This window comes from Amycolatopsis rifamycinica (assembly GCF_000695625.1).
Taxonomy (GTDB): domain Bacteria; phylum Actinomycetota; class Actinomycetes; order Mycobacteriales; family Pseudonocardiaceae; genus Amycolatopsis; species Amycolatopsis rifamycinica.
Genome location: NZ_JMQI01000057.1, coordinates 1 through 20,964 on the forward strand (window position 1 = coordinate 1; position 20,964 = coordinate 20,964).

The window sequence follows — 20,964 nt, forward strand, 5'->3', positions numbered from 1 at the left end:
CCCGCCGATCTGCATCGGCGGGAGCGGCGAGAAGCGCACCCTGCGCACGGCGGCGAAGTACGCCCAGCACTGGAACTTCGTCGGCGGGACGCCCGCGGAGTTCGCCCGCAAGCGGGACGTCCTGCACCGGCACTGCGCGGACGTCGGCCGCGACCCGGCCGAGATCACGCTGTCCTCGCACGTGCGGCTCGACCCGGACCTCGACTACGCGAAGGTCGCCGCCGAAGCCGAGGCGCTCGGCGAAGCCGGCGTGGACCTGGCCATCGTGTACCTGCCGCCGCCGCACACCCCGGCCGTGCTGGAGCCGCTGGCGAAGGCGCTCGAGCCGCTGCGCTGAAACCGCGGCGTCAGGCCGGCGCACCCAGCGCGGCGACGGCCGCGGCGATGCCCGCCCGGTCGTAGCCGCCGGTCGGCAGGGTGGCGCTGTGCGCGTGGCGGACCACCCCCTCGGCGTCGACGAGGACGCTGCCGGACCGCTGCAGCGCGCCGAAGACGGCCCGGCCGAGCCCGACCAGCTCGTGCGGGGAGCCGCGGCGGCCGGTGAGGACCGGGAACGGGACCTCGTCCTTCGCCCGCCACGCGGCCGCCGTCGCGCGGTCCTCGGGGACGGCGATCAGCACCCGCACGCCGGCGGCCGCGAAGGCGGTGTCCCCGGCGAGGGCGCGGACGTGCCGTCGGCAGACCGGGCACGTCGTCGACCGCATGAAGTACAGCAGGACGGCGTGGCCCCGGTGGTCGGCGAGGCGGACGGTCCGCCCGTCGGTGTCTTCCAGTTCCAGTGGCGGGGCGGGCGAGCCGGCTTCGAGCACGGGGCACTTCCTTTCAGAGGGTGGGGGAGCCGTGCAACCGGGCCCGGACCGCGGTCCGGGCCCGGTGCAGGTGGGACTTCATCGCCGCGGTGCTCAGCCCGAGCGTGGCGGCGACCGTCCGGCCCGGCTGCCCGAGGACGTCGCGCATGACGAGCACGCGGCGCTGGACGTCGGGCAGGGCCCGGATGGCTTCGGCGACGCGCTCGGCTTCGAGCCGCCTGAGCACCTCGTCTTCGGCTGAAGCGGCGAAGCCGGGGTCGGCGGCGTCCTCGAGGAGACGCCGGGCGCGGCGCAGGCACTCGTGCCGGACGATCCGGAACATCCACGAGGCCAGTGCCGCCGAGGCCCGCAGGGTCCCGATCTTGCGGTAGAGGACGAGCAGGGCCTCCTGCGCCGCGTCCTCGGCGTCCTGCGGCGACGCGCAGAGGTGGTCGGCGAAGCGCCGCACGTGCGGGTGGGCTCCGTGCACGACCGCGGTGATCGACTCGAGGTCGCCACCCTGCGCCGCTTCGACGAGCTGCTCGCTGACCCAACCCATCGCTTCCCTTCCGGTCGAGGTGATCACCCCCATAAGAGGCGCCGGCTCCCCGAAAGGATTCACCGGCGGCGCAAGCCGCCGAACAGGGGATGACCGGGGCGCGGATCCCGTCGCTCAGCGTGTGCGGGCCCGGGCCGCTCCGGGGCCGCCACCCGCTCGCGGCGAGGTTCGCCGGCGTGCGCCGCCGCCCGGGCCCGTCGCGTCGTGGCCTTTCCCGCCGCGCGCCTGGGAACGCCGAACATCGAAATCGCCGGGTTCGTGATCAATGGACATGGTTACGTATTTCTGTTACGGCCCGAAATTTGTTTCACTCGATCGTGTGACGCTGAAATTCGGGCTCCGGCGCTGGTTGGGCGAAAGTAATGACGACGGTAAGGTCGTGCCGCGAAGAGCAACCCGAATGGTTGATTCTTCCGCCACTCGCCTCCCGCAATTCCGGAGCAGAAAGAAAGAGTCTTGGACTTCGAAGCACTGGCCGGCGAGCTGCGGAGCCTGCGGGAAACGGTCGCCGGGGTGACCGACACGGTGCTGGCCGCGGTCGACGGCATCCCCATCATCGCCGACGCCGCCGACGACATCGATCCGGCGAAGATCGCCGCGCTCGCCCCGGCCGATCTCGGGATCGCCCGGCAGGCCGCCGAAATCACCGGCAGGGGAACGCTCCACCAGACCGTGGTGTTCGGCAGCGAAGGGTACATGGCCGTCTACGCCATCGGACGGCTCGCGCTGATGGTCGTGCTGGGGGACAAGGGCCTGAACGTCGGGCGCCTGTTGTTCGAATCCCGGCCCGTCATCGAGCGGATCGGCTCGATCCTGGCCGCGTAGCCGACCGGCCGGCCACCCGTTCACCGAGAGGAAGCAGCACCATGATGAACATCGACACGGCACTCAAGGAAGCCATGGCCATCAGCGGCGCCGTCGGCGTCGCGCTGGTCGACTACGAAAGCGGCATGTCGCTCGGCACCAGCGGCGGTGGCGACTGGCTCGACCTGGAGGTCGCGGCGGCCGGGAACACCGAGGTCGTCCGGTCGAAACTGCGGGTCATGTCCTCGCTGGCGCTCAACGATTCCATCGAGGACATCCTGATCACGCTGCACCGCCAGTACCACCTGATCCGGCTGATGAATTCGGTCGGTTCCCGGAATTCGCTGTTCCTGTACCTGGTGCTGGACCGCGACCGGGCGAACCTGGCGCTGGCCCGGCACTACCTCAAACGCATCGAAACGGATCTGCAGGTGTAGCCGGGGATGACCGGAGGCGGCTCCCGCGCCGCACTCGTGATCGGCTCGGCGTTCGTGCACGACATCGGATCCCTGTTCCCCGTGACGATGAACCTCGCCGGAGACCAGCTGGCGTTCACGTTCGTGTCGTCCTGTCCGTCGCCCGACGCCGTCGAGGAGTGGGTCCGGCGGCGGTCGGGCACCGTCGTGGCCGGCCGGGTGCCGCGCTTCTTCGTCGACGCCAACGGGCGGCGCATCCGCGTCGAACTCGCCGGATCGGGGATCCGGGCCCTGGTCGTGCTCGCCGACGAGGTCACCGCCGCGCCGGCGTCCGTCCCGCGGCTCGGCCGCTGGCAGGACCAGATGCCCTGCCGCGTGCGGGGCGCGATGGACGAACTCGCGCGGATGCTGTCGCGCTGCCACCACCACGCGGGCGGCGCCGCACCGCTGATCGACCTGGAACTGGCCTACCGGCCCGACCGCGAGTACGAGACCCGGCTGGCCGGCGCGCACGAACGGGTGCGGGCGTACATCGCGCCGGTCCGCCCGGTGCTGGCGATGCGCTGGCGCGCGGCGACGGCGGCGCAGCGCAGGGCGTTCCTGTCGGAGATCCCGGACGGCGGCCCGGCCCGCGGCTGGCTCCGGCGGCGCCGGACCACGCGGATCATGGGAATGGAGGTGGAGGTGTCCCCGTGACCGGGGGCCGGAACGCGGTGTACCGCCGTCGGCCGGGCCGGCGCGCGGTCGGCGCGGACCAGCCGATCCGGTGACCGTGTCCGGCCGGGCGTCCTGCGAGACTGCTCCGGTACGGACGTCGACGGCCACCATCGGATCGAGGGAACCCGCATGAAGATCGCCCGGTTGTCCGGAGCCTTCCTGCTCGCGCTCTCCGGCGTGTTGCTGCTCGCCGGGCCCGCGTCGGCCCACACCGAGCTGAAGTCGAGTTCGCCCGCCGAAGGCGCGAGCCTCGCCGCCCCGCCGCGCGAGATCCAGCTCACCTTCGAGGAGCCGGTCACCCTGCAGCCGGACCCGATCTCGGTCACCGGCCCGGACGGGGCGAAGTGGACCGTGGGAACGCCGTCGGTCGTCGACGCGGTGATCACGGCCCCGGTGACCCCGTCCGGCCCGGCGGGTGCCTACACGCTGACGTACAAGGTGGTGTCGGACGACGGCGACAAGGTGACGGCCGCGGTGCACTTCACCCTCACCGCACCCGTCGCGGCCAGTTCTGCCGCGCCGGCTTCACCGGCCGATGCCGCGTCCGCGACGCCTACGCCGACGCCGGAACCGGCGGGCGGAATCGGCAGCAGCGTTCCGGCCTGGGTGTGGGTCGTCGCCGCCGTCGCGGTCGTGGTGGCCGCGGCCGCCGTCGCGCTGCGGCTGCTGCGGCGCAGGCCGTAGCGGCCGCGGCGGGTCACGACCAGCCGGCGCAGTCGCGGACTTCGAAACCACGGCCGGGGAAGACCCGTGTCGTGAAGAACTCGTGGACCGTGGGATCTTCGTCGGCGCAGCCGTCCGCCAGCACCGAAACGCGGTAACCGCGGTCGGCGGCGTCGTAGGCCGTGGCGGCGACCATCGCGCTCGTGGCCACCCCGGCGATCGTCACCTTGGCGACACCGCGGGCCCGGAGCACGAGGTCGAGGTCGGTGCCCGCGAAGGCGCTCGCCCGGCGCTTCCGCACGATCACGTCCTCGGGCAGCACCGGCAGGTCCGGCTCGATGCCGGGCGAGCCCTCGTGGAAGACCTCGCCCGCTTCGAAGAAGGCGGCGAACAGGGCGTCGTCCGGGGGCAGGTCCGCGCGGTTGACCCGGAACGCCGTCTGGACGTGCACGACGAGCGCACCCGCCGCCCGCACGCGCGGCAGCAGCGCGGTCACCGGGGCCAGCACCCGGCGGGTGAACGCGAACCGGCCGGTGATGCCCCGCTGCAGGTCACCGACGATCAGTGCTTCGCTCATGCCCCCAGTTTGCCGAAGAACTCCCGGACGTCCCGCACCAGCAGATCGGGTGCCTCCATCGCCGCGAAGTGGCCGCCGCGGTCGAACTCGGACCAGTGGACGATCGTGTGCTCGCGGTCGAGCGCGCCGCGGATCGAGACGTCCAGCGGGAACACCGCGACCCCGGTCGGCACCGGGGACCGCTCGCTCGCGCCCCACGCGCCGGCGTGCGCGGTCTCGTAGTAGCAGTTGGCCGCCGAACCGCCGGTGCCGGTCAGCCAGTAGAGCATCACGTTGGTGAGCAGCAGGTCCCGGTCCACCGCGTCCTCCGGCAGCTCGGCCGCCGGGTCGGTCCACTCCTTGAACTTCTCCACGATCCAGGCCAGCTGCGCCACCGGCGAATCGTGCAGCCCGTGCGCCAGCGTCTGCGGCCGGGTCGTCTGCATCGCCACGTACCCGGACTGCTCGGTCCGCAGGTGTTCGAAGTGCCGCAGCCGCGCCTGCTCGGCCTCGGTCAGCTCGGCGCCCTCGTCCGGCCCGCCGAACGCGGCGAGCCCGTTGGCGTGCACGCCGACGACCTGGTCCGGGTTGAGCCGGCCGAGTCCCGGGCCGACGACCGCGCCGGTGTCGCCGCCCTGAGCGCCGTAGCGGTCGTAGCCGAGCCGGTGCATCAGCTCGGCGAACGCCCGGGTGATCCGGCCGGTGTCCCAGCCCGCCTCGCGGGTCGGCCCGGAGAAGGCGGTGCCGGGGATCGAAGGGATCACCAGGTGGAACGCCCGCGCGGGGCCGGCGCCGTGGGCACGCGGATCGGTCAGCGGGCCGATGACGTTCAGGAACTCCACGATCGACCCGGGCCAGCCGTGGATCAGGATCAGCGGCAGGGCGGCCGGCTCGGGGGAGCGGACGTGCAGGAAGTGGATGTCCTGGCCGTCGATCTCGGTGACGAACTGCGGGAACTCGTTCAGCTTCCGCTCGTGGGCGCGCCAGTCGTAGCCGTCGCGCCAGTACCCGGCCAGCTCCTCGAGGTAGCTCACCGGCACCCCGCGGCTCCAGCCCACCCCGGGCAGGTCCGCCCCCCAGCGGGTGCGCGCGAGCCGGTCGCGCAGGTCGTCCAGGCCGGCCTGCGGGACGTCGATGGTGAAGGGCCGGATTTCTTCGTTGTTCTGCATGTTCCCCACCGTAGGAACCGGTTAGGCCAGATTCGGTCCTAGCCGACGGGCAGACTGAACCGCATGCGGGAAACCTCGGCACGGCTGCTGCGTCTGCTCTCGCTCCTGCAGACCCGCCGCGACTGGTCCGGGGCGGAACTGGCCGAGCGCCTCGACGTCACCCCGCGGACGGTGCGCCGCGACATTGAGCGGCTGCGCGCGCTCGGCTACCCGGTGCTGGCCACCGCGGGCATCGCCGGCTACCGGCTGGGCGCCGGCGCGGACCTGCCGCCGCTGCTGCTCGACGACGACGAGGCCGTCGCCGTCGCGATGGGGCTGCGCACGGCGGCCGGCGGCTCGATCACCGGCATCGAGGAGACGTCGGTGCGCGCGCTGGCCAAGCTCGAGCAGGTGCTGCCGTCGCGGCTGCGGCACCGGATCAACGCCCTGCGGTCGGCGACGGTGCCGCTGGCCAACACCGGCCCCACCGCCGACCCGGACACCCTCACCGCCATCGCCGCCGCCGTCCGCGACTCCGTGCGGCTGCGCTTCGGCTACCGGGCCCACGACGGGACCGAAAGCTTCCGCACCACCGAGCCGCACCGGCTGGTGCACACCGGACGGCGCTGGTACCTCGTCGGCTGGGACGTCGACCGCGCGGACTGGCGCACCTACCGCGTCGACCGCCTCGATCCCCGCACGCCCACCGGGCCGCGGTTCACCCCGCGCACCCCGCCGGACCCCGACCTCGGCGGCTACACCTCACGGGCGATCTCGACGTCGGCCTACCGCTACCAGGGCCGGTTCACCCTGTACGTCAGCGCCGAGACCGCGGCCGAGCGCATCGCCCCCACGACCGCGGCGCTGGAGTCGATCGACGAGCACAGCTGCACTCTGCGCGCCGGCGCCGACTCGCTCGACGAGCTGGCGATCTACGTGGCAGGCAAGGGGTTCGGCTTCCGCGTGCACGAGCCGCCGGAGCTCGTCGACCACGTCCGGACGCTGGCGGCCCGGCTGGGCGGGGCGGTGGACTGAGGGACACCGATTCCTCCGGGGGCCGAGCGGAGTCCATGTCTTCGGAAGCGGCGCGGACGCCGGTCACCGGAGGCAAGGAGAACAGAGTGCGCACCAGGACTTCACCCACGCCGGTGGCCCCGGACGCGGGGCCGGCCCGGCGAAGATGGGTGCTGGTCACCACGTCGGTCGCGTCGATGATGGTCGTCCTCGACGCGCTGGTCGTGGCGACGGCGCTGACGGCGATCAGAAGCGACCTCGGCGCGTCGGTCGCCGAGCTCGAATGGACGGTCAACGCCTACGGCCTCAGCTTCGCCGTCCTGCTCATGACGGCGGCGGCGGCCGGTGACCGCTGGGGACGGCGCCGGGTCTTCGCGGCCGGGGTGACCCTGTTCGCGGCGGCGTCGCTGATCTGCGCGATCGCGCCCGGCGTCGAGGTCCTGATCGCCGGGCGGGTGCTGCAGGGCGCCGGGGCCGCGTTCGTCATGCCGCTCGCGCTCGCCCTGCTCGGGGCCGCCTTCCCGGCGGAGCTGCGGGCGAAGGCCCTCGGTGTCTTCGCGAGCGTCAGCGGCCTGGCGGTGGCTCTCGGGCCGCTGCTCGGCGGCGCGGTCGTCGAAGGCATCTCGTGGCCGTGGATCTTCTGGATCAACGTCCCGATCGGGGTGGCGCTGGCGTACTTCGCGCTGACCCGGATCGAGGAGAGCCACGGCCCGGACCCGGCGCTGGACGTCCCGGGCCTGGTGCTGGCCGGTGCCGGCTCGTTCGGGGTGGTGTGGGGCCTGGTCCAGGGCAACTCGGCCGGCTGGACCAGCCTCGCGGTGCTCGGGCCGATCGTGGCCGGCCTGGTGGCGCTCGGCGCGTTCGTGGCCTGGCAGCGGCGAGCCGCCCACCCGATGCTGCCCCTGCACCTGTTCCGCTCCCGCCGGTTCGCCGCCGGCAACGCGGTGATCTTCTTCCACTGGGCTTCCGCGCTGGGGGCGGTGTTCTTCATGGCGCAGTTCCTGCAGGAAGGGCTGGGCTTCGGGCCGCTGGCCGCGGGGCTCGGGCTGGCGCCGTGGGGCCTGACGACGATGGTCGTCCCGCAGCTGGCCGGCCGGCTGGTGGGCCGGTTCGGCGAACGGCCGTTCATCGTGCTGGGACTGGGGTCGCACGCCCTCGCCATGCTCTGGATCGCGCTGGTCGCCGAGCCGGCGACCGGCTACTGGGTGATCGCCGTGCCGCTCGTGCTGTCCGGCACGGGGATCGCGATGTGCCTGCCCGCGGCGCAGAGCGCGGTGCTGACGTCGGTCGCGCCGCAGTTCATCGGCAAGGCCTCCGGCGCCTTCAGCTCGATGCGGCAGCTCGGCGGCGCGTTCGGCGTCGCGATCCTGGTGGCCGGCTTCTCGCTGGCCGGCAGCTACGCGTCGAGCACGGCGTTCTCCGCCGGGTTCCGGGCCGCCGCCGTGGTCAGCGCCGTCCTCGCCGCGGTGGGGGCGCTGGCCGGTTCTCTCATTCCCCGCCGTGTGGTGAAGGAGTCCGGTGATGTCTGAGGCGAAGGCCCGTTCGCTGCGCGAGCTGCACCAGGGGAAGCTGCTGGTGCTGCCGAACGCGTGGGACGAGGCGAGCGCGGAACTCGTGGTCGAGGCGGGGTTCCCGGTCGTGGCGACGTCGAGTGCCGCGGTCGCGGACGCGCTCGGCCACGAGGACGGCGAACGGGCGCCGTGGCGGGAGATGTTCGCGGTGGTGGCGCGGATCGCCCGCGCGGTGCCGGTGCCCGTGACGGTGGACGCGGAGGCGGGCTACGGCCTGGCGCCGGACCGGCTCGTGGCCGAGCTGCTGGCCACCGGGGCCGTGGGCTGCAACATCGAGGACACCGACCACCGGGCCGGGGGACTGGTGCCCGCGGCGGCCCACGCGGACCGGCTGGCCGCGATCCGCGCGGCCGCCGACGCGGCTGGGGTCCCGGTGGCGCTCAACGCGCGGATCGACACTTTCCTGCCGCACAGCGGGTTTTCGGGGGCGGAGCGGACGGACGAGGCGATCCGGCGTGGCCGGCTCTACCGCGACGCCGGCGCGGACTGCGTGTACCCGATCGGGATTTCGAGCGCGGCCGACCTCGGGAAGGTGATCACCGGCGTGGGCGGGCCGGTCAACGGGAACACGGGCCCCGAGCTGGACTTGGACACCCTGGCGTCGCTGGGGGTCGCCAGGGTGTCCTTCGGACCGCGGTTCTACCGCGCGGGGCCGGCGGCGATGCGGGACGGGCTCGAGGAACTGCGCCGTGCGGCGGGGATGGGGGGACCGGGTGCCCGGGCAGCCGGCCGATGAGGTGCTGCTCGCCGCCGCGCTGGACCACGCCGTCGCGTCGGCGGCCGAGGTCGGTCTCGCCGACCTCGGCCGCCCCTCGGCCTGCGACGGCTGGACCGTCGCCGACGCGCTCGCCCACCTCACGCGATCCCTCCAGTGCGTGGCCACTTCACTGGTCTCCGGCGCCGTTCCGCCCGACGCGCCGCCGCGGGACGGGCCGGCCACCGCCCGGTCCCTCCGGCGCGACCTCGGCCGGGCCGCGGCCGCGCTCACGGCCGCGGCCCGGGATCTCCGCGGCCGGCGCGCGGTCGCCGTCGACGGGCTGCCGCTGCCGTGTCACCAGCTGATGGTCGTGGGCGCCATCGAAGCCGCCGTGCACGGCTGGGACGCCAACCCGGCCCGGCCGATCCCCGGCGAGCTCGCCACCCGGTTGCTCGCCGAGCTGCCGTCGGTGCTCGACCGCGGCACCCGCCGGGGCGTGTTCGCCGACCCCGTCGTCCTGCCGCCGGGCCACCCGCCCGGCGTCCGCCTGCTCGCCGCCCTCGGGAGGGATGATCGACGATGTCCATGACGAACGAGGAGAGTGTGGTGTCTTCCGAGGAGCGGCTGCGCGACGAGTTCGGCTCGCTGCGCCCGGCGCTGGTCGCGCACTGTTACCGGATGACCGGGTCCTACCAGGACGCCGAAGACGTCGTCCAGGAGACCTACCTCAAGGCCGCCCGGGGTGTGGACGCCTTCGAAGGGCGGTCCTCCCTCAAGACGTGGCTCTACCGGATCGCCACCAACACCTGCCTCACCGAGCTGAACCACCGCAGCCGGCGCGTGCTGCCGTCCGGGCTCGGGGCGCCGTCGGACGATCCCGGCGCGCACGCCTTCGCCGACGAATCGGTCGCGTGGCTCGGGCCGCTGCCCGACGCCGTGCTCGGCGACCCGGGGGAGGTCGTCGTGCGGCGCGAGTCGGTCCGGCTCGCACTGGTCGCCGCGCTGCAGCACCTGCCGGCGCGGCAGCGGGCCGCGTTCCTGCTCCGCGAAGTCCTTTCGTGGTCGGCCGCCGAGATCGCCGACGTCCTCGGCCTCAGCGTGCCCGCCGTGAAGAGCCTCCTGCAGCGGGCCCGCGTCCGCCTCGACGAACTGGACCTGGACGGCTCGCCAGAGCCGCTCGGCCCGGAGGACGAGCGCGCGCTGCTCGACCGCTACATCGCGGCGTTCGAAGCCGAGGACACCGCGGCGCTGCGGGCCGTCATCCAGGACGACTTCAGCCTCGAAGCCGTGCCGCACCCGACGTGGTTCCGCGGCGTGGCCGTGTGCCTGCCGTTCATGGAACGCACGTTCGCCGTCCGGGGCGGCGCCGTGCGGCTGCTGCCCACCCGGGCCAACGGCCAGCCCGCCGCGGCCAGCTACCACGCCGGCGCCGACGGCGTCCCGCGGGCCGACGGGCTGTGGGTGTTCACGGTGACCGACGGCCGCTTCTCCCGGGCGGTGAAGTTCCACGACGTGGGGCTGGTGACGGCGGCCGGGCTGCCGGACCGGCTTTAGCGGGGTGCGTCGCGTCGCTTGCGTCCCCGGACGCGGCGGACCACGAACAGGCCGGCGGCGACGGCGATCGCGGCGAACACGACGTACTGGAAGAGCGACGCGTACCGCTCGACGACCGGCCAGTGCTCGCCGAGCAGGTAGCCGGCGACGACGAACCCGGTGTTCCAGACCAGGCTCCCGGCCGTGGTGTAGAGCAGGAACCGCCCGAACGGCATGCGTTCGACGCCGGCGGGCAGCGAGACGAGGCTGCGGAAGACGGGGATCATGCGCCCGAAGAAGACGGCCTTCCCGCCGTGCCGGCCGAACCACGCGGCGGTCCGGTCGAAATCGGCGGTCTTGACGAGCGGGACCCGGCCCACCAGCCGCCGCGCGCGGTCGTGCCCGAGCCACCGGCCGAGCAGGAAGACGACGACGGCACCGGCGACGGAGCCGAGGGTGGTCCAGAACAGGGCGCCCCCGAGGCTGAAGGCACCCCGCCCGGCGGCGAACCCGGCGAGCGGGAGGACGAGTTCGCTGGGCAGGGGAGGGAAGAGGTTGTCGAGCCCGACGACGAGGGCGGCCCCGGGGCCGCCGAGGGATTCCATGAGCCCCACGGCCCACCCGGCCACCCCGCTCAGCTCCTCGCCGGCGGCGGTGGGGGTGGTGGCTGTGGTCATGGGGGCTCCTGGGGTGGGGTGTCGCGTGCGGCGGGGTCGCCGGGGTGGCGGGCGGTGCCGGCGCGGCTTTGGGCGGGGGTGGCGGGCAGGGGTGGCTTGCCGGGGAGTTCGCGGGTGCTCGTGAGGCCGGCCCTTGCCCGCCGAGCCCGGCCGTGCCGCGAGCCCGGCCGGGCCATGGCTTACCCGGCGCCGGGCCGGGACTCACCCGGCATGGCCGGGCGGAGGCGCTCCCGGGCGGGCGCGGGAGCGGTCCCGGCGGGAACTCACCGGAATAGCCGGAGCCGGGGCCCACCCGATGGCCAGGCGAGGCTTGCCCGGCCGGGCCGGGCTCATCCGGCGCAGGCCTTGGTCAGCGTCGCCACCTGGTCCGCCTTCTTCTGGACCCACTCCGCCGGCCGCTTCACCAGGTCGTCGGGTGTTGTCTCGCGCAGGGTCGTCGCCAGGCCGTTGATCGCGTCGGCTGCCGTGGTGTTCGCCGCGCGGGAGGCCAGGCCGGTCAGCTCGTCCGCGGCCGCGTGGGCTCGGTCGGCCGCCGCCTGGGGGTTGGTCAGGTCCGGGTTGGCCGTGGCTATGCGGACCGCGTCCGCGCAGACCGCGGCCGTCGAGGCCGCGTTGCTCACCTGGCCCGCCGTCTCGGCTGCCGCGCCGCAGCCGGTCAGGGTCAGCAGGAGGCCTCCGGCGAGGACCGTGTTGATCAAGCGCATGTCATTCCTTCCGAGCGAGGGCTGTGGTGCGGGTCCGGAGCAGGCTGGCGGTGACCGCCGTCGCGAGGATCGCGGCGACCACGCCCAGCGACAGCGCCGTGGGGATCTTCCAGACGTCCAGCAGCAGCATCTTCACGCCGACCCAGACCAGGACCAGCGCCAAGCCGATCTTCAAGTACACGAACCGGTGCATCACGTCGGCGAGCAGGAAGTACATCGCCCGCAGGCCGAGGACCGCGAAGGCGTTCGACGTGAACACCAGGAACGGTTCCTGGGTGACCGCGAAGATCGCCGGGATCGAGTCGACCGCGAAAACGATGTCCGTGACCTCGATCAGCACCAGGACCGCCAGCAACGGCGTCGCCACCCAGCGGCCCGCCCGCCGGACCAGGAACTTGCCGCCGTGGTCGCCGTCGGTGGACGGGACGACCTTGCGGAACGCCCGCAGCACGACGTTCTGCTCGTAGTCGACCGTCTCGTCCTTGTGCAGCGCCATCCGGACGCCGGTGATGACCAGGAACGCGCCGAACACGTAGAGGATCCAGGCGAAGCTCGCGATCAGCACCGAGCCCGCGGCGATGAACACCGCCCGGAACACCAGGGCACCGACGACGCCGTAGAACAGGATGCGGTGCTGGTACTCGCGGGGGACCGCGAAGTAGCCGAAGATGATCGCGAACACGAAGACGTTGTCGACCGCCAGCGACTTCTCGATGACGTAGCCGGCGAAGTACTGGCCCGCGAACTCCGCGCCCCAGACCCACCAGACCACGGCGCCGAAGGCGAGGCCGAGCACCACCCACGCGCCGGACCACGCCAGCGCCGACCGGACGCCGACGACGGGCGACTTGCGGTGGGCGGCCAGGTCGATCGCGAGCATGGCCAGGATCACGCCGAGCACGGCGGCCCAGGCCCAGAAGGGGACGGTCACGACACACTCCTCCGGTTCGGTGACGAACCGGAGGTCTCCCCGGTCACCTGACGGTGACGCCGGCACCGGGCTGCTCAGGGGCAGCCGGATTGACGATGCCGGACCGGGCGGGTACTCCCCTCCGCTACGACCAGAATGACGAACTCCACTTCGTCTGTCAAGTTCGGACGTCTACTGTGGCCGGTATGGCTTCGTGGACGTTCCTCAGCAACCACGCGCACGTCCTGCTGTGCGTGGCCGCGGATCCCGACCGGACGCTGCACGACATCGCCGAGCGGGTGGGGATCACCGAACGCGGCGTGCAGCTCATCCTTGCCGACCTGATCGCGGAGGGCTACGTCGAGCGCGAGCGCGTCGGCCGCCGCAACCACTACAAGATCCACCCGGAAGGCCGGTTGCGCCACCCGCTGGAGGCGCACCACCGGGTGGCGGACCTGGTCACGGCGCTCGGCGTGGAACCCGCGACCCCGGCGTGACCCACCGCCCGGACCTCAGGACGCCGCCGACACCAGCCAGACCGCGGAATCGCCCGCGACCCGAGCGGACCCGTCGCTGCCGAGCACGACCTCGCCCCAGGCGCCCGGCGCCGGGAACGGCGTGCTCCCCGTGTTGACCACGCACACCAGCCGGCCACGCCGGAAGGCGAGCACCGCGTCGTCCCCGGTTTCGAGCCACTCCACCGGGCCCGGCTCGCCGAGGCGCAGCTCCCGCCGCGCCCGGACGGCGCGGCGGTACAGTCGCAGGGTCGAGGTCTCGTCCTTCTCCTGCACGTCGACCGCGTACCGGGCGAACCAGTCCGGCTGCGGCAGCCACGGCACCCCCGCGCCGAACCCGAACGCCGGCGCGTCCGCGGCCCACGGCAGCGGGACCCGGCAGCCGTCGCGGCCCTTCTCGAGGCCTCCCGTGCGGTGGAACACCGGGTCCTCGCGGGCCTCGTCGGGCAGGTCCTGGACCTCCGGCAAGCCGAGTTCTTCGCCCTGGTAAAGGAAGACCGAGCCGGGGAGGGCCAGCAGCAGGAGCAGCGCCGCGCGGGCCCGCCGCTCGCCGAGCCGGGTGTCGACTACGCCGCGGGGGCGCATCAGGGCCGCGAACGCGTCGTTGCTGGCCGGGGCGGGGTCGGGGCGGACGATGCCGTAGCGCGTCACCGCCCGGTGGACGTCGTGGTTGGCCAGCGTCCACGCCGCCGGGGCGCCGTGGACCGCCGTGCGGGCCGTGGCGCGCTCGATGGCCCCGCGCAGCGCCCGCGCCTCCCACGGCTGGACGAGCAGGTCGAACGAGAACGCCTGGTGCAGCTCGTCCGGGCGCAGGTAGCGGTCGAGGTCGGCCGGGTCCGGCACCCAGACCTCGCCGACCAGCAGCAGGTCGCGGTCCGGGCCGTAGCCGTCGGCGAGCGCGTGCCACCGCCGGAAGATGTCGTGCACCTCCGGCTGGTTCCAGCTGTGGGCGTTGTAGCCGCCGTCGGCCGGGTCCCAGTCGCGCAGCGCCGCGTCCTTGATCAGGCCGTGGCAGACGTCGATGCGGAAGCCGTCCACCCCGCGGTCGAACCAGAACCGCAGGACGTCGTCGAAGTACGCGAGGACTTCCGGGTTGCGCCAGTCGAAGTCCGGCTGCTCGCGGGTGAACAGGTGCAGGTACCACTGCCCGGGCGTGCCGTCGGCTTCGGTGACCCGGGTCCAGGCCGGGCCGCCGAAGACCGACTGCCAGTTGTTGGGCGGCTCGTCGCCCCGGCCGTCGCGGAAGACGAACCGCGCGCGCTCGGGGGAGCCGGGGCCGGCGGCCAGTGCGGCGGTGAACCAGGGGTGGCGCTCCGAGCAGTGGTTGGGCACCAGGTCCATCAGGATCCGCAGGCCGCGGGCGTGTGCCTCGGCGACGAGCCGGTCGAACGTCTCGAGGCTGCCGTAGTCGGGGTTGACGCCGTGGTAGTCGGCGATGTCGTAGCCGTGGTCCGCCTGCGGCGAGGGGTAGCAGGGGTTGAGCCAGATCGCGTCGGCGCCGAGCCCGGCGATGTGCCCGAGCCGCCGGATCACCCCGCCGAGGTCACCGACGCCGTCGCCGTCGCTGTCGGCGAACGAACGGACGTAGAGCTGGTACACGACTGCGTCGTCCCAGAACGAGCGCGGGCGGAAGGTGGTCGGCGGCACCCGGCGATCTTCGCATGCGAGCCCGGCGCGGGTGGTTGACTGGGGCCATGTCGGTGGATACGCACGGGGTCGAGGTGTTCGAGGCGGCCAGGGCGCGGCTGGAGGCCATCGCCTACCGGCTGCTGGGGTCGGCGAGCGATGCCGAGGACGCGGTGCAGGACACGTTCCTGCGCTGGCAGTCCGCCGACCGGGAGCACGTCGGGACACCCGAGGCGTGGCTGACGAAGGTGCTCACCAACCTCTGCCTCAACCGGCTCACCTCGGCGCGGGCCCGGCGGGAGACCTACGTCGGCCAGTGGCTGCCCGAGCCGGTCTTCGCCGGGGACCGGATGCTCGGGCCGTCCGACACGGTCGAGCAGCGGGAATCGGTCTCGATCGCGATGCTCACGCTGATGGAACGGCTGACGGCCAAGGAACGCGTCGTCTACGTGCTGCGCGAGGCGTTCGGGTACGCGCACGCCGAGATCGCCGAGGTGCTCGACCTCACCGAGTCCCACTGCCAGCAGATCCACCGCCGGGCCAAGCAGCACCTGGCCGCCGACCGGCGCCGTGTCGAGGTCGACGCGGCCGCGGCCCGCAAGATCGTCGAGGAGTTCCTCGCCGCGGCGCTCAGCGGCCGGACCGACTCGCTGGTGAAGATGCTGGCCGATGACGCCGTCAGCATCGGCGACGGCGGCGGCGCGGTCTTCTCGGTGCCGCGGCCGGTCACCGGGGCGCTGCGGGTGGCGAGGTTCCTGCGCACGCTGTTCACGCCCAGCGAAGCCAAGTGGGAGATGGTCGGCGGCCGTCCCGACCTGCACGCCGCGGTCACCAACGGGATGCCCGCGCTGGTCATGGTGGTCGGCGAGCGGGTCGCCGGCGTGGTCACGCTGGACGTGACGGCCGACGGCATCGCGGCCGTCCACGCCCAGGCGAACCCCGCCAAGCTCGAGCGCGCGACGCGCCGGTGGGGCACCGCCGAGCACGGGGAGCCGCTCGCCGGGAACTGGTGACCACGGTCACACCCGGCTCCTGTCAGGTTTCGCGCCGCTGTCCGGTTCAGGGAGCACACACCGACCGGACAGGAGCAGAACCATGAAGCACCGCATCGTCGTCCTCGGGGCCGGATACGCCGGAGCCAACGCCGCCGGCCGGCTCGCGAAGCGGCTGCACCCCGCCGACACCGAGATCACCCTCGTCAACGCCGACCCCGAGTTCGTCGAGCGCGTCCGCATGCACCAGCTGGCGACCGGCCAGGACCTCAAGCCCCGCCCGCTGGCCGACGTCTTCGCGGGCACCGGGGTGCGGGTGCGGATCGCGCGGGTCACCGCCGTCGACGCCGAACGCAAGCGCGTCGCCCTCGCCGACGGCGGCGAAATCGCCTACGACACGCTCGTCTACGCCCTCGGCAGCACGGCCGCCGCCGTTCCGGAGCACGCCCACAGCATCGCGGGCCGGGAATCCGCGCGGCGGCTGCGCGAGCGGCTGGCCGGTCTCGCCGCGGGCGGGTCCGTGCTCGTCGTCGGTGGTGGCCTCACCGGCATCGAAGCCGCCACGGAGATCGCGGAAGCCCGGCCGGACCTCGAGATCGCCCTCGCCGCCCGCGGCGGCCTCGGCGACTGGCTGAGCGAGAAGGCCCGCGACCACCTGCGGAAGGCGTTCGACCGGCTCGGCATCACCGTGCACGAAAACACCGCGGTCACGGACGTCGAGCCGGCCACCGCGGTCACCGCGGACGGCCGCACGATCCCGGCCCAGGTGACTGTCTGGACGGCCGGGTTCGCGGTCCACCCCCTCGCCGCGGCCACGACCCTGGAGGTCGCCGAGACGGGCCAGATCGTCGTCGACGACACGATGCGGTCGGTCTCGCACCCGGACGTCTACGCCGTCGGGGACGCCGCGTACGCCCGGGGCGCGAACGGCACGCCGCTGCGGATGTCCTGCGCTTCGGGGATCCCGACGGCACAGCTGGCGGCCGACGTCATCGCCGCCCGCCTGACCGGGCGCCCGGTGCCCGGGAACAAGATCGGCTACTCGGTCCAGTGCGTGAGCCTCGGCCGCCACGACGCGGTCATCCAGCCCGTGACCCCGGACGACCAGGTCAAGCCCTCCGCGGTGACCGGGCGGACGGCCGCCCGGATCAAGGAGCTGATCTGCCGGTCCGCGGCCTGGAGCGTCGCCCACCCGACGATGCTGGTGCCGTCTCGCCGCCGGCACACCGTCCCGGCCGGGGAACCGGTGGCGACGGCCGCCTGAGCTCGCGGAGGAGCCGCGCCGCGGCGGCCGGCCGGCGGTGCGGCTCCTCCGCCCGCGCGATCCCGGGTCAGCCGCCCGCGGGCAGGCCGGTCAGCGCCTCGGTCAAGCTCAGCGGGCGCATCGTCAGGGTGTACCCGTACGTCGTGTCCGCCGCCACCTGGCTCTTCTCCCGCACCGGGTTCGGGGTGTCGCCCACGCCGGTGGCCGCGTGGTCGGCGTGCAGCGTGAACCAGCCCGGGTTGCGCCGCAGCTGGAACGGGTAGGCCGCCCGGTCCAGGTCGTCGTACGGCGTGACGCTGACGTCCGTTGCCCCGCTCACCAGCAGCCCCGACCGGCGGCCGTCGGTCAGCAACGCCCAGCGCGTGTCGGTGTGGTTGCCGTGGTCCTGCGGGCGGTGGTAGTCCGTGTACTGCTCGTCCACAGTGGACCTGTTGACCGCGATCGGCGTGCCGTCCCTGCGGTCGACGTAGCTCTCGGCGGTCCGGCCGTACCAGCTGAACCGCGTGAAGCTGTCCGGGACGCCCAGTGACAGCCCGATGCGCGGCAGGTAGTTCAGCGTGCGCAGCGCGCCCTGCGGCGTCACCTCGTGGCCCAGGCGCAGCACGCCCGCCGAGTCCACCGTGTACGTCATCGTCTGGTCGAACCAGGCGCCCGTCACGTCCGGTGCGGCCACCCGGCTGTCGACCACGACGCTGACGCTGCCGCCCGCGCGCTCGACCCGCACGCCGGCGACCGTCGTCCGCAGGCGGTCGAGGCCGAGCTTGCGCCAGTCCTCGCCCTCGGCCCGGCCCCAGGCGAACGTCTCGTTGCTGATCGGGGCGCGCCACGCGTCGAGCTTCGGCCCGCTCGCCAGCAGTTCCCGGCCCCACGACTTCATCGACGACAGCGTCCCGCTGCGCTTGTCCACCTCGTAGCCGACCGGGCCGGCCTGGACGGCGACCGCGTTCCCGGTCTCCCGCGCCGTCACCCGGCCCCAGCCGGGCGGGGCCTGGTCGAGGCCGGGCACCCGCGTGCCGCCGAGCGGGAACTGGTCGTGCGCCAGGACGTGACCCGCGGGCAGCAGCGGCCGCGGGGCCTTGACGACCGCCTCGACGGTGAGGAAGGTTTCGCGGTCGCCGGCGGTGACCGGCAGGGGAATCCGGCCGGTGGTCCCCGCCGCGACGCGCAGGGGCTGCTCGCCGCTCTTGACCGTCTTCGAGCCTTCGGTGACGCGCCACCGGAGACCGACGTCGGAGGTGTCGCTGAACTGGCGTTCGTTGGTCACCGACAGCACGCCGCCGGCGTAGGCGAACCGCAGCGGCTGGTGCGCCCACGCCAGCTGCGCGGTTTCCGGCTGGGGCCTGCGGTCCGAGCCGATCAGACCGTCCACTCCGGACAGACTGGAGCCGTAGGACAGGTACGTGCCCCGCTCGGTCACGCTGTCGAAGTCGAGGGCCAGCAGCGCGCCCGGCGCCGGCTCCGGTCCCGCGAGCTCGGCCGCGGTGAGCGCGCGGTCGTGGATCCGGACGTCGTCCACCACCCCCCGGGCCAGCCAGCCGATGTTCGAGGGGTCGTTCCACGACGTCTCGAAGTCGCGCCCGATGTTCACCTCGGCGGAGGAGGAGTCGATCGGGCCGCTGAACGCCTTCTGCCCGATTTCGCGGCCGTCGAGGTACAGCCGCAGCGCGGTGCCGTCGTAGGTGCCGCTGACGCGGTGCCAGTTGCCGTAGAAGTCCGCCGGCACCGGGGCCTGGACGGCGATCCACGTGCCGCTGTGGATGAAGAACTCCAGCGTCGTCTCGTTCTTCAGCTTCAGCGTGTACTGGTGGTCGCCCTTGGCGATGATCGGGAACTGGCCGGTCCACTTGCCCGGCTTGACCCAGGCGTCCAGGGTCAGCGCGGTGCCGGTGAGGTCCAGCCGGCGGTCGCGGTAGACCTCGGCGAAGTCGTCCAAACCGGACAGTTCCAGTGCCTTCCCGCGGTGGCCGTCGACGAGCTTCGCCGCGCCGGAAAGGTGGGTGGAGATGCCGTGCCCGGAGACGTCGGGGACGAGGCGGACCGGCTGCCGGATGTTCTGCTCGGCCCAGTCCCAGACGAACCCGCCCTGCGTTTGCGGGTGCGCGCGGATGATGTCCCAGAACTCGCGGAAGTTGCCGAGGCTGTTGCCCATCGCGTGCGCGTACTCGCCGAAGATCAGCGGTTTCGTGGTGTTCTTCGCCTGCTCGGCGAACTTCTCCGGCGACGGGTACCGCGGGCCCCAGACGTCGGCGAAGGGCGCGTCGCCGTCGGGGTTGTTGGACTGGTGGTAGATCGGGCGGGTCGGGTCGTTGGCCCGCAGCCAGTCCGCCATCGCGTGGTGGTGGGCGCCGAGGCCGGCTTCGTTGCCGGTGTCCCACAGGAAGACGCTGGGGTGGTTCTTGTCGCGTTCCACCATGCCGATCAGCCGGTCGAGGAACGCGTCCCGCCACTCGGGCTGGTTCGCCTGGCACCAGTTCGCGCAGTTTTCGTGGTTGTGCGTCTCGATGTCGACCTCGTCGTCGATCCAGAGGCCGTGCTCGTCCGCCAGCCGGTAGAAGTACGGGTCGGACGGGTAGTGCGACGTGCGGACGGCGTTGACGTTGAGCTGCTCCATCAGCGCCACATCGCGTTCCTGCGCCCGGCGCGGCACGTGCCGGCCGTGGTCCGGGTCGGTCTCGGCGCGGTTGACGCCCTTGAAGAGCACGCGCTTGCCGTTGACCAGCAGCTGCCGGTCGCGGATCTCGATCTCGCGGAAGCCGGTGGTTTCGCGGGTGATGTGGGTGGTCCGGCCGTCCGGGCCGGCGAGGGTCAGCACGGTCGTGTAGAGGTTCGGCGTCTCGTCGGTCCACTTGGCCGGGTTCCGCACTCCCACGGTGAGGGTGACCGCGGCGCCGGCGTCCCCGACCTCGACGTCCCGGGCGGTGGCGCCGACCTCCTTGCCGTCCGCGTCGCGGAGGCTGAGCCCGACGGTGTGCTTCCCCGTGGTGCCGCCCGGTCCGCGGGCGATCTCGACGGCGGCGGAGAGGACGGCGTCGGTGTACGCCGCGTCGAGATCGGTCCGCAGCGTGACGTCCTGGACGTGGGTGGCGGGCGTGGAGGTGAGCGTCACCGACCGGAAGATGCCCGCGTACCGCCACTGGTCGTAGTCCTCGAGGTAGGCGCCCGCGCTCCAGCGGTGCACCTGGACGGCGAGCCGGTTGGGGCCGGGCCGCAGGGCGGCGGAGACGTCGAACTCCGCCGGGGTGTAGCCGCCCTGGTCGTAGCCGATGTACTGGCCGTTGACCCACACGAAGTACGCCGACGTCACGCCGTCGAAGCGCAGGGCCGTGCGCCGCTGCGCCCAGCCGGCGGGCAGGTCGAAGTCGCGGGTGTAGGCGGCGGTGGGGTTGACGTCCCGGGGGACCCTGGGCGGGGCGTCCGGCTGGATCTCGGTGGCGATGTTGCGGAAGACGGGGTGGTCGAGGCCGTCGGTCTGCCAGGTGTGCGGCACGGAGACCTCGCGCCAGGCGGACGTGTCGTACCCGTCGGCGTGGAAGCCGGCGGGCACCTGGGCGGGGTTGTCCGCCATGGCGATCCGCCACTTCCCGTCGAGCGTCTTCGTGAACGGCGTCTGTTCCCGCCCCCGGACGGCGGACTCGACGTCGGCGTGCGGAGCGAGGAACGCGTGCGGCGGCTCCTGGCCTTCACCGACCTTCCGCGGGTCTTCGAGGTAGGAGTAGACGTCGGCCGGCGGTGCGGCCGCCGCGTGGCCGGGGCCGGCGGGCACCAGGGTGCCCGCGAGAGCCAACAGAACCACACCCAGAGTGCGCAGCC

General features: G+C 73.3%; 21 protein-coding genes and 1 pseudogene. 13 read left to right on the forward strand and 9 right to left on the reverse strand.

What is annotated here, in order from left to right:
- Nucleotides 1–337 (forward strand): annotated as a pseudogene (locus DV20_RS26640) (LLM class F420-dependent oxidoreductase); the annotation flags it as partial.
- A gap of 10 nt (nt 338–347) precedes the next feature.
- Here the strand turns inward: DV20_RS26640 and DV20_RS26645 are convergent.
- Nucleotides 348–809, reverse strand: a complete 462-nt coding sequence (locus DV20_RS26645) for a peroxiredoxin family protein (protein ID WP_043784920.1) — start codon at nt 807–809, stop codon at nt 348–350.
- A gap of 13 nt (nt 810–822) precedes the next feature.
- On the reverse strand, nt 823–1,347 hold the full coding sequence (locus tag DV20_RS26650) for an RNA polymerase sigma factor (protein WP_043785035.1): 525 nt from the start codon (nt 1,345–1,347) through the stop codon (nt 823–825).
- Between the two features lie 456 nt (nt 1,348–1,803).
- On the opposite strand from DV20_RS26650, the gene DV20_RS26655 reads away from it, so the two are divergent.
- The 4 genes from DV20_RS26655 to DV20_RS26670 all read left to right on the forward strand — a co-directional run bounded on the left by DV20_RS26655 (nt 1,804) and on the right by DV20_RS26670 (nt 3,968).
- Nucleotides 1,804–2,172, forward strand: a complete 369-nt coding sequence (locus DV20_RS26655) for a roadblock/LC7 domain-containing protein (protein ID WP_043784924.1) — start codon at nt 1,804–1,806, stop codon at nt 2,170–2,172.
- A 44-nt stretch (nt 2,173–2,216) separates the two neighbouring features.
- Nucleotides 2,217–2,588 carry a hypothetical protein gene (locus DV20_RS26660; protein ID WP_043785036.1) on the forward strand — a complete coding sequence of 124 codons (372 nt, stop codon included), beginning with the start codon at nt 2,217–2,219 and terminating at the stop codon, nt 2,586–2,588.
- 6 nt (nt 2,589–2,594) lie between these two features.
- Complete coding sequence (locus DV20_RS26665; RefSeq protein ID WP_043784927.1) at nt 2,595–3,263, forward strand: hypothetical protein; 669 nt, start codon at nt 2,595–2,597, stop codon at nt 3,261–3,263.
- A gap of 150 nt (nt 3,264–3,413) precedes the next feature.
- A complete protein-coding gene (locus tag DV20_RS26670) occupies nt 3,414–3,968 on the forward strand; it encodes a copper resistance CopC family protein (RefSeq protein ID WP_043784930.1) in 555 nt (184 codons plus the stop codon).
- A 13-nt stretch (nt 3,969–3,981) separates the two neighbouring features.
- On the opposite strand, the gene DV20_RS26675 is transcribed toward DV20_RS26670, so the two are convergent.
- Together DV20_RS26675 and DV20_RS26680 are read right to left on the reverse strand one after the other, a co-directional pair.
- Nucleotides 3,982–4,524 (reverse strand): cysteine hydrolase family protein, encoded by a 543-nt coding sequence (locus tag DV20_RS26675; protein ID WP_043784932.1) that lies wholly within the window; start codon nt 4,522–4,524, stop codon nt 3,982–3,984.
- Nucleotides 4,521–5,672, reverse strand: coding sequence for an epoxide hydrolase family protein (locus DV20_RS26680; protein ID WP_043784934.1), 1,152 nt, complete (start codon nt 5,670–5,672; stop codon nt 4,521–4,523). The genes DV20_RS26675 and DV20_RS26680 overlap by 4 nt, the downstream gene beginning before the upstream one ends.
- Before the next feature lie 63 nt (nt 5,673–5,735).
- Between DV20_RS26680 and DV20_RS26685 the strand changes: the two genes are divergently transcribed.
- The 5 genes from DV20_RS26685 to DV20_RS26705 all read left to right on the forward strand — a co-directional run bounded on the left by DV20_RS26685 (nt 5,736) and on the right by DV20_RS26705 (nt 10,487).
- Complete coding sequence (locus tag DV20_RS26685; protein WP_043784936.1) at nt 5,736–6,686, forward strand: helix-turn-helix transcriptional regulator; 951 nt, start codon at nt 5,736–5,738, stop codon at nt 6,684–6,686.
- Nucleotides 6,687–6,772: 86 nt separating this feature from the next.
- Nucleotides 6,773–8,194: a DHA2 family efflux MFS transporter permease subunit gene (locus tag DV20_RS26690; protein WP_235190965.1), complete on the forward strand. Its 1,422-nt coding sequence runs from the start codon at nt 6,773–6,775 to the stop codon at nt 8,192–8,194.
- Complete coding sequence (locus DV20_RS26695) at nt 8,187–8,972, forward strand: isocitrate lyase/PEP mutase family protein (protein ID WP_043784940.1); 786 nt, start codon at nt 8,187–8,189, stop codon at nt 8,970–8,972. Before DV20_RS26690 ends, DV20_RS26695 begins: the two co-directional genes overlap by 8 nt.
- Nucleotides 8,950–9,522, forward strand: a complete 573-nt coding sequence (locus DV20_RS26700; protein WP_043784942.1) for a maleylpyruvate isomerase family mycothiol-dependent enzyme — start codon at nt 8,950–8,952, stop codon at nt 9,520–9,522. The genes DV20_RS26695 and DV20_RS26700 overlap by 23 nt, the downstream gene beginning before the upstream one ends.
- A complete protein-coding gene (locus tag DV20_RS26705; RefSeq protein ID WP_043784944.1) occupies nt 9,519–10,487 on the forward strand; it encodes an RNA polymerase subunit sigma-70 in 969 nt (322 codons plus the stop codon). Before DV20_RS26700 ends, DV20_RS26705 begins: the two co-directional genes overlap by 4 nt.
- Here DV20_RS26705 and DV20_RS43180 read toward each other — a convergent pair.
- From DV20_RS43180 to DV20_RS26720, 3 genes are all read right to left on the reverse strand, one after another.
- Nucleotides 10,484–11,143: a DedA family protein gene (locus DV20_RS43180; RefSeq protein ID WP_051736133.1), complete on the reverse strand. Its 660-nt coding sequence runs from the start codon at nt 11,141–11,143 to the stop codon at nt 10,484–10,486. The genes DV20_RS26705 and DV20_RS43180 overlap by 4 nt on opposite strands.
- A 329-nt stretch (nt 11,144–11,472) precedes the next feature.
- Nucleotides 11,473–11,847, reverse strand: a complete 375-nt coding sequence (locus DV20_RS26715; protein WP_043784945.1) for a bacteriophage spanin2 family protein — start codon at nt 11,845–11,847, stop codon at nt 11,473–11,475.
- A gap of 1 nt (nt 11,848) precedes the next feature.
- Nucleotides 11,849–12,778 carry a TerC family protein gene (locus DV20_RS26720; RefSeq protein ID WP_043784947.1) on the reverse strand — a complete coding sequence of 310 codons (930 nt, stop codon included), beginning with the start codon at nt 12,776–12,778 and terminating at the stop codon, nt 11,849–11,851.
- A gap of 185 nt (nt 12,779–12,963) precedes the next feature.
- On the opposite strand from DV20_RS26720, the gene DV20_RS26725 reads away from it, so the two are divergent.
- Nucleotides 12,964–13,254, forward strand: a complete 291-nt coding sequence (locus tag DV20_RS26725) for a helix-turn-helix transcriptional regulator (protein ID WP_043784949.1) — start codon at nt 12,964–12,966, stop codon at nt 13,252–13,254.
- Between the two features lie 15 nt (nt 13,255–13,269).
- On the opposite strand, the gene DV20_RS26730 is transcribed toward DV20_RS26725, so the two are convergent.
- Complete coding sequence (locus DV20_RS26730; protein ID WP_043784950.1) at nt 13,270–14,919, reverse strand: glycoside hydrolase family 13 protein; 1,650 nt, start codon at nt 14,917–14,919, stop codon at nt 13,270–13,272.
- Nucleotides 14,920–14,966: 47 nt separating this feature from the next.
- On the opposite strand from DV20_RS26730, the gene DV20_RS26735 reads away from it, so the two are divergent.
- Nucleotides 14,967–15,911, forward strand: coding sequence for an RNA polymerase sigma-70 factor (locus tag DV20_RS26735; RefSeq protein WP_043784952.1), 945 nt, complete (start codon nt 14,967–14,969; stop codon nt 15,909–15,911).
- Nucleotides 15,912–15,993: 82 nt separating this feature from the next.
- Nucleotides 15,994–17,154, forward strand: a complete 1,161-nt coding sequence (locus tag DV20_RS26740) for an NAD(P)/FAD-dependent oxidoreductase (protein ID WP_043784954.1) — start codon at nt 15,994–15,996, stop codon at nt 17,152–17,154.
- A gap of 67 nt (nt 17,155–17,221) precedes the next feature.
- Here DV20_RS26740 and DV20_RS26745 read toward each other — a convergent pair whose 3' ends face one another.
- The gene (locus tag DV20_RS26745; RefSeq protein WP_235190967.1) at nt 17,222–20,947 is read right to left on the reverse strand and encodes a glycoside hydrolase family 2 TIM barrel-domain containing protein; all 3,726 of its coding nucleotides are present in this window, start codon (nt 20,945–20,947) and stop codon (nt 17,222–17,224) included.
- Nucleotides 20,948–20,964 lie beyond the last annotated feature (17 nt).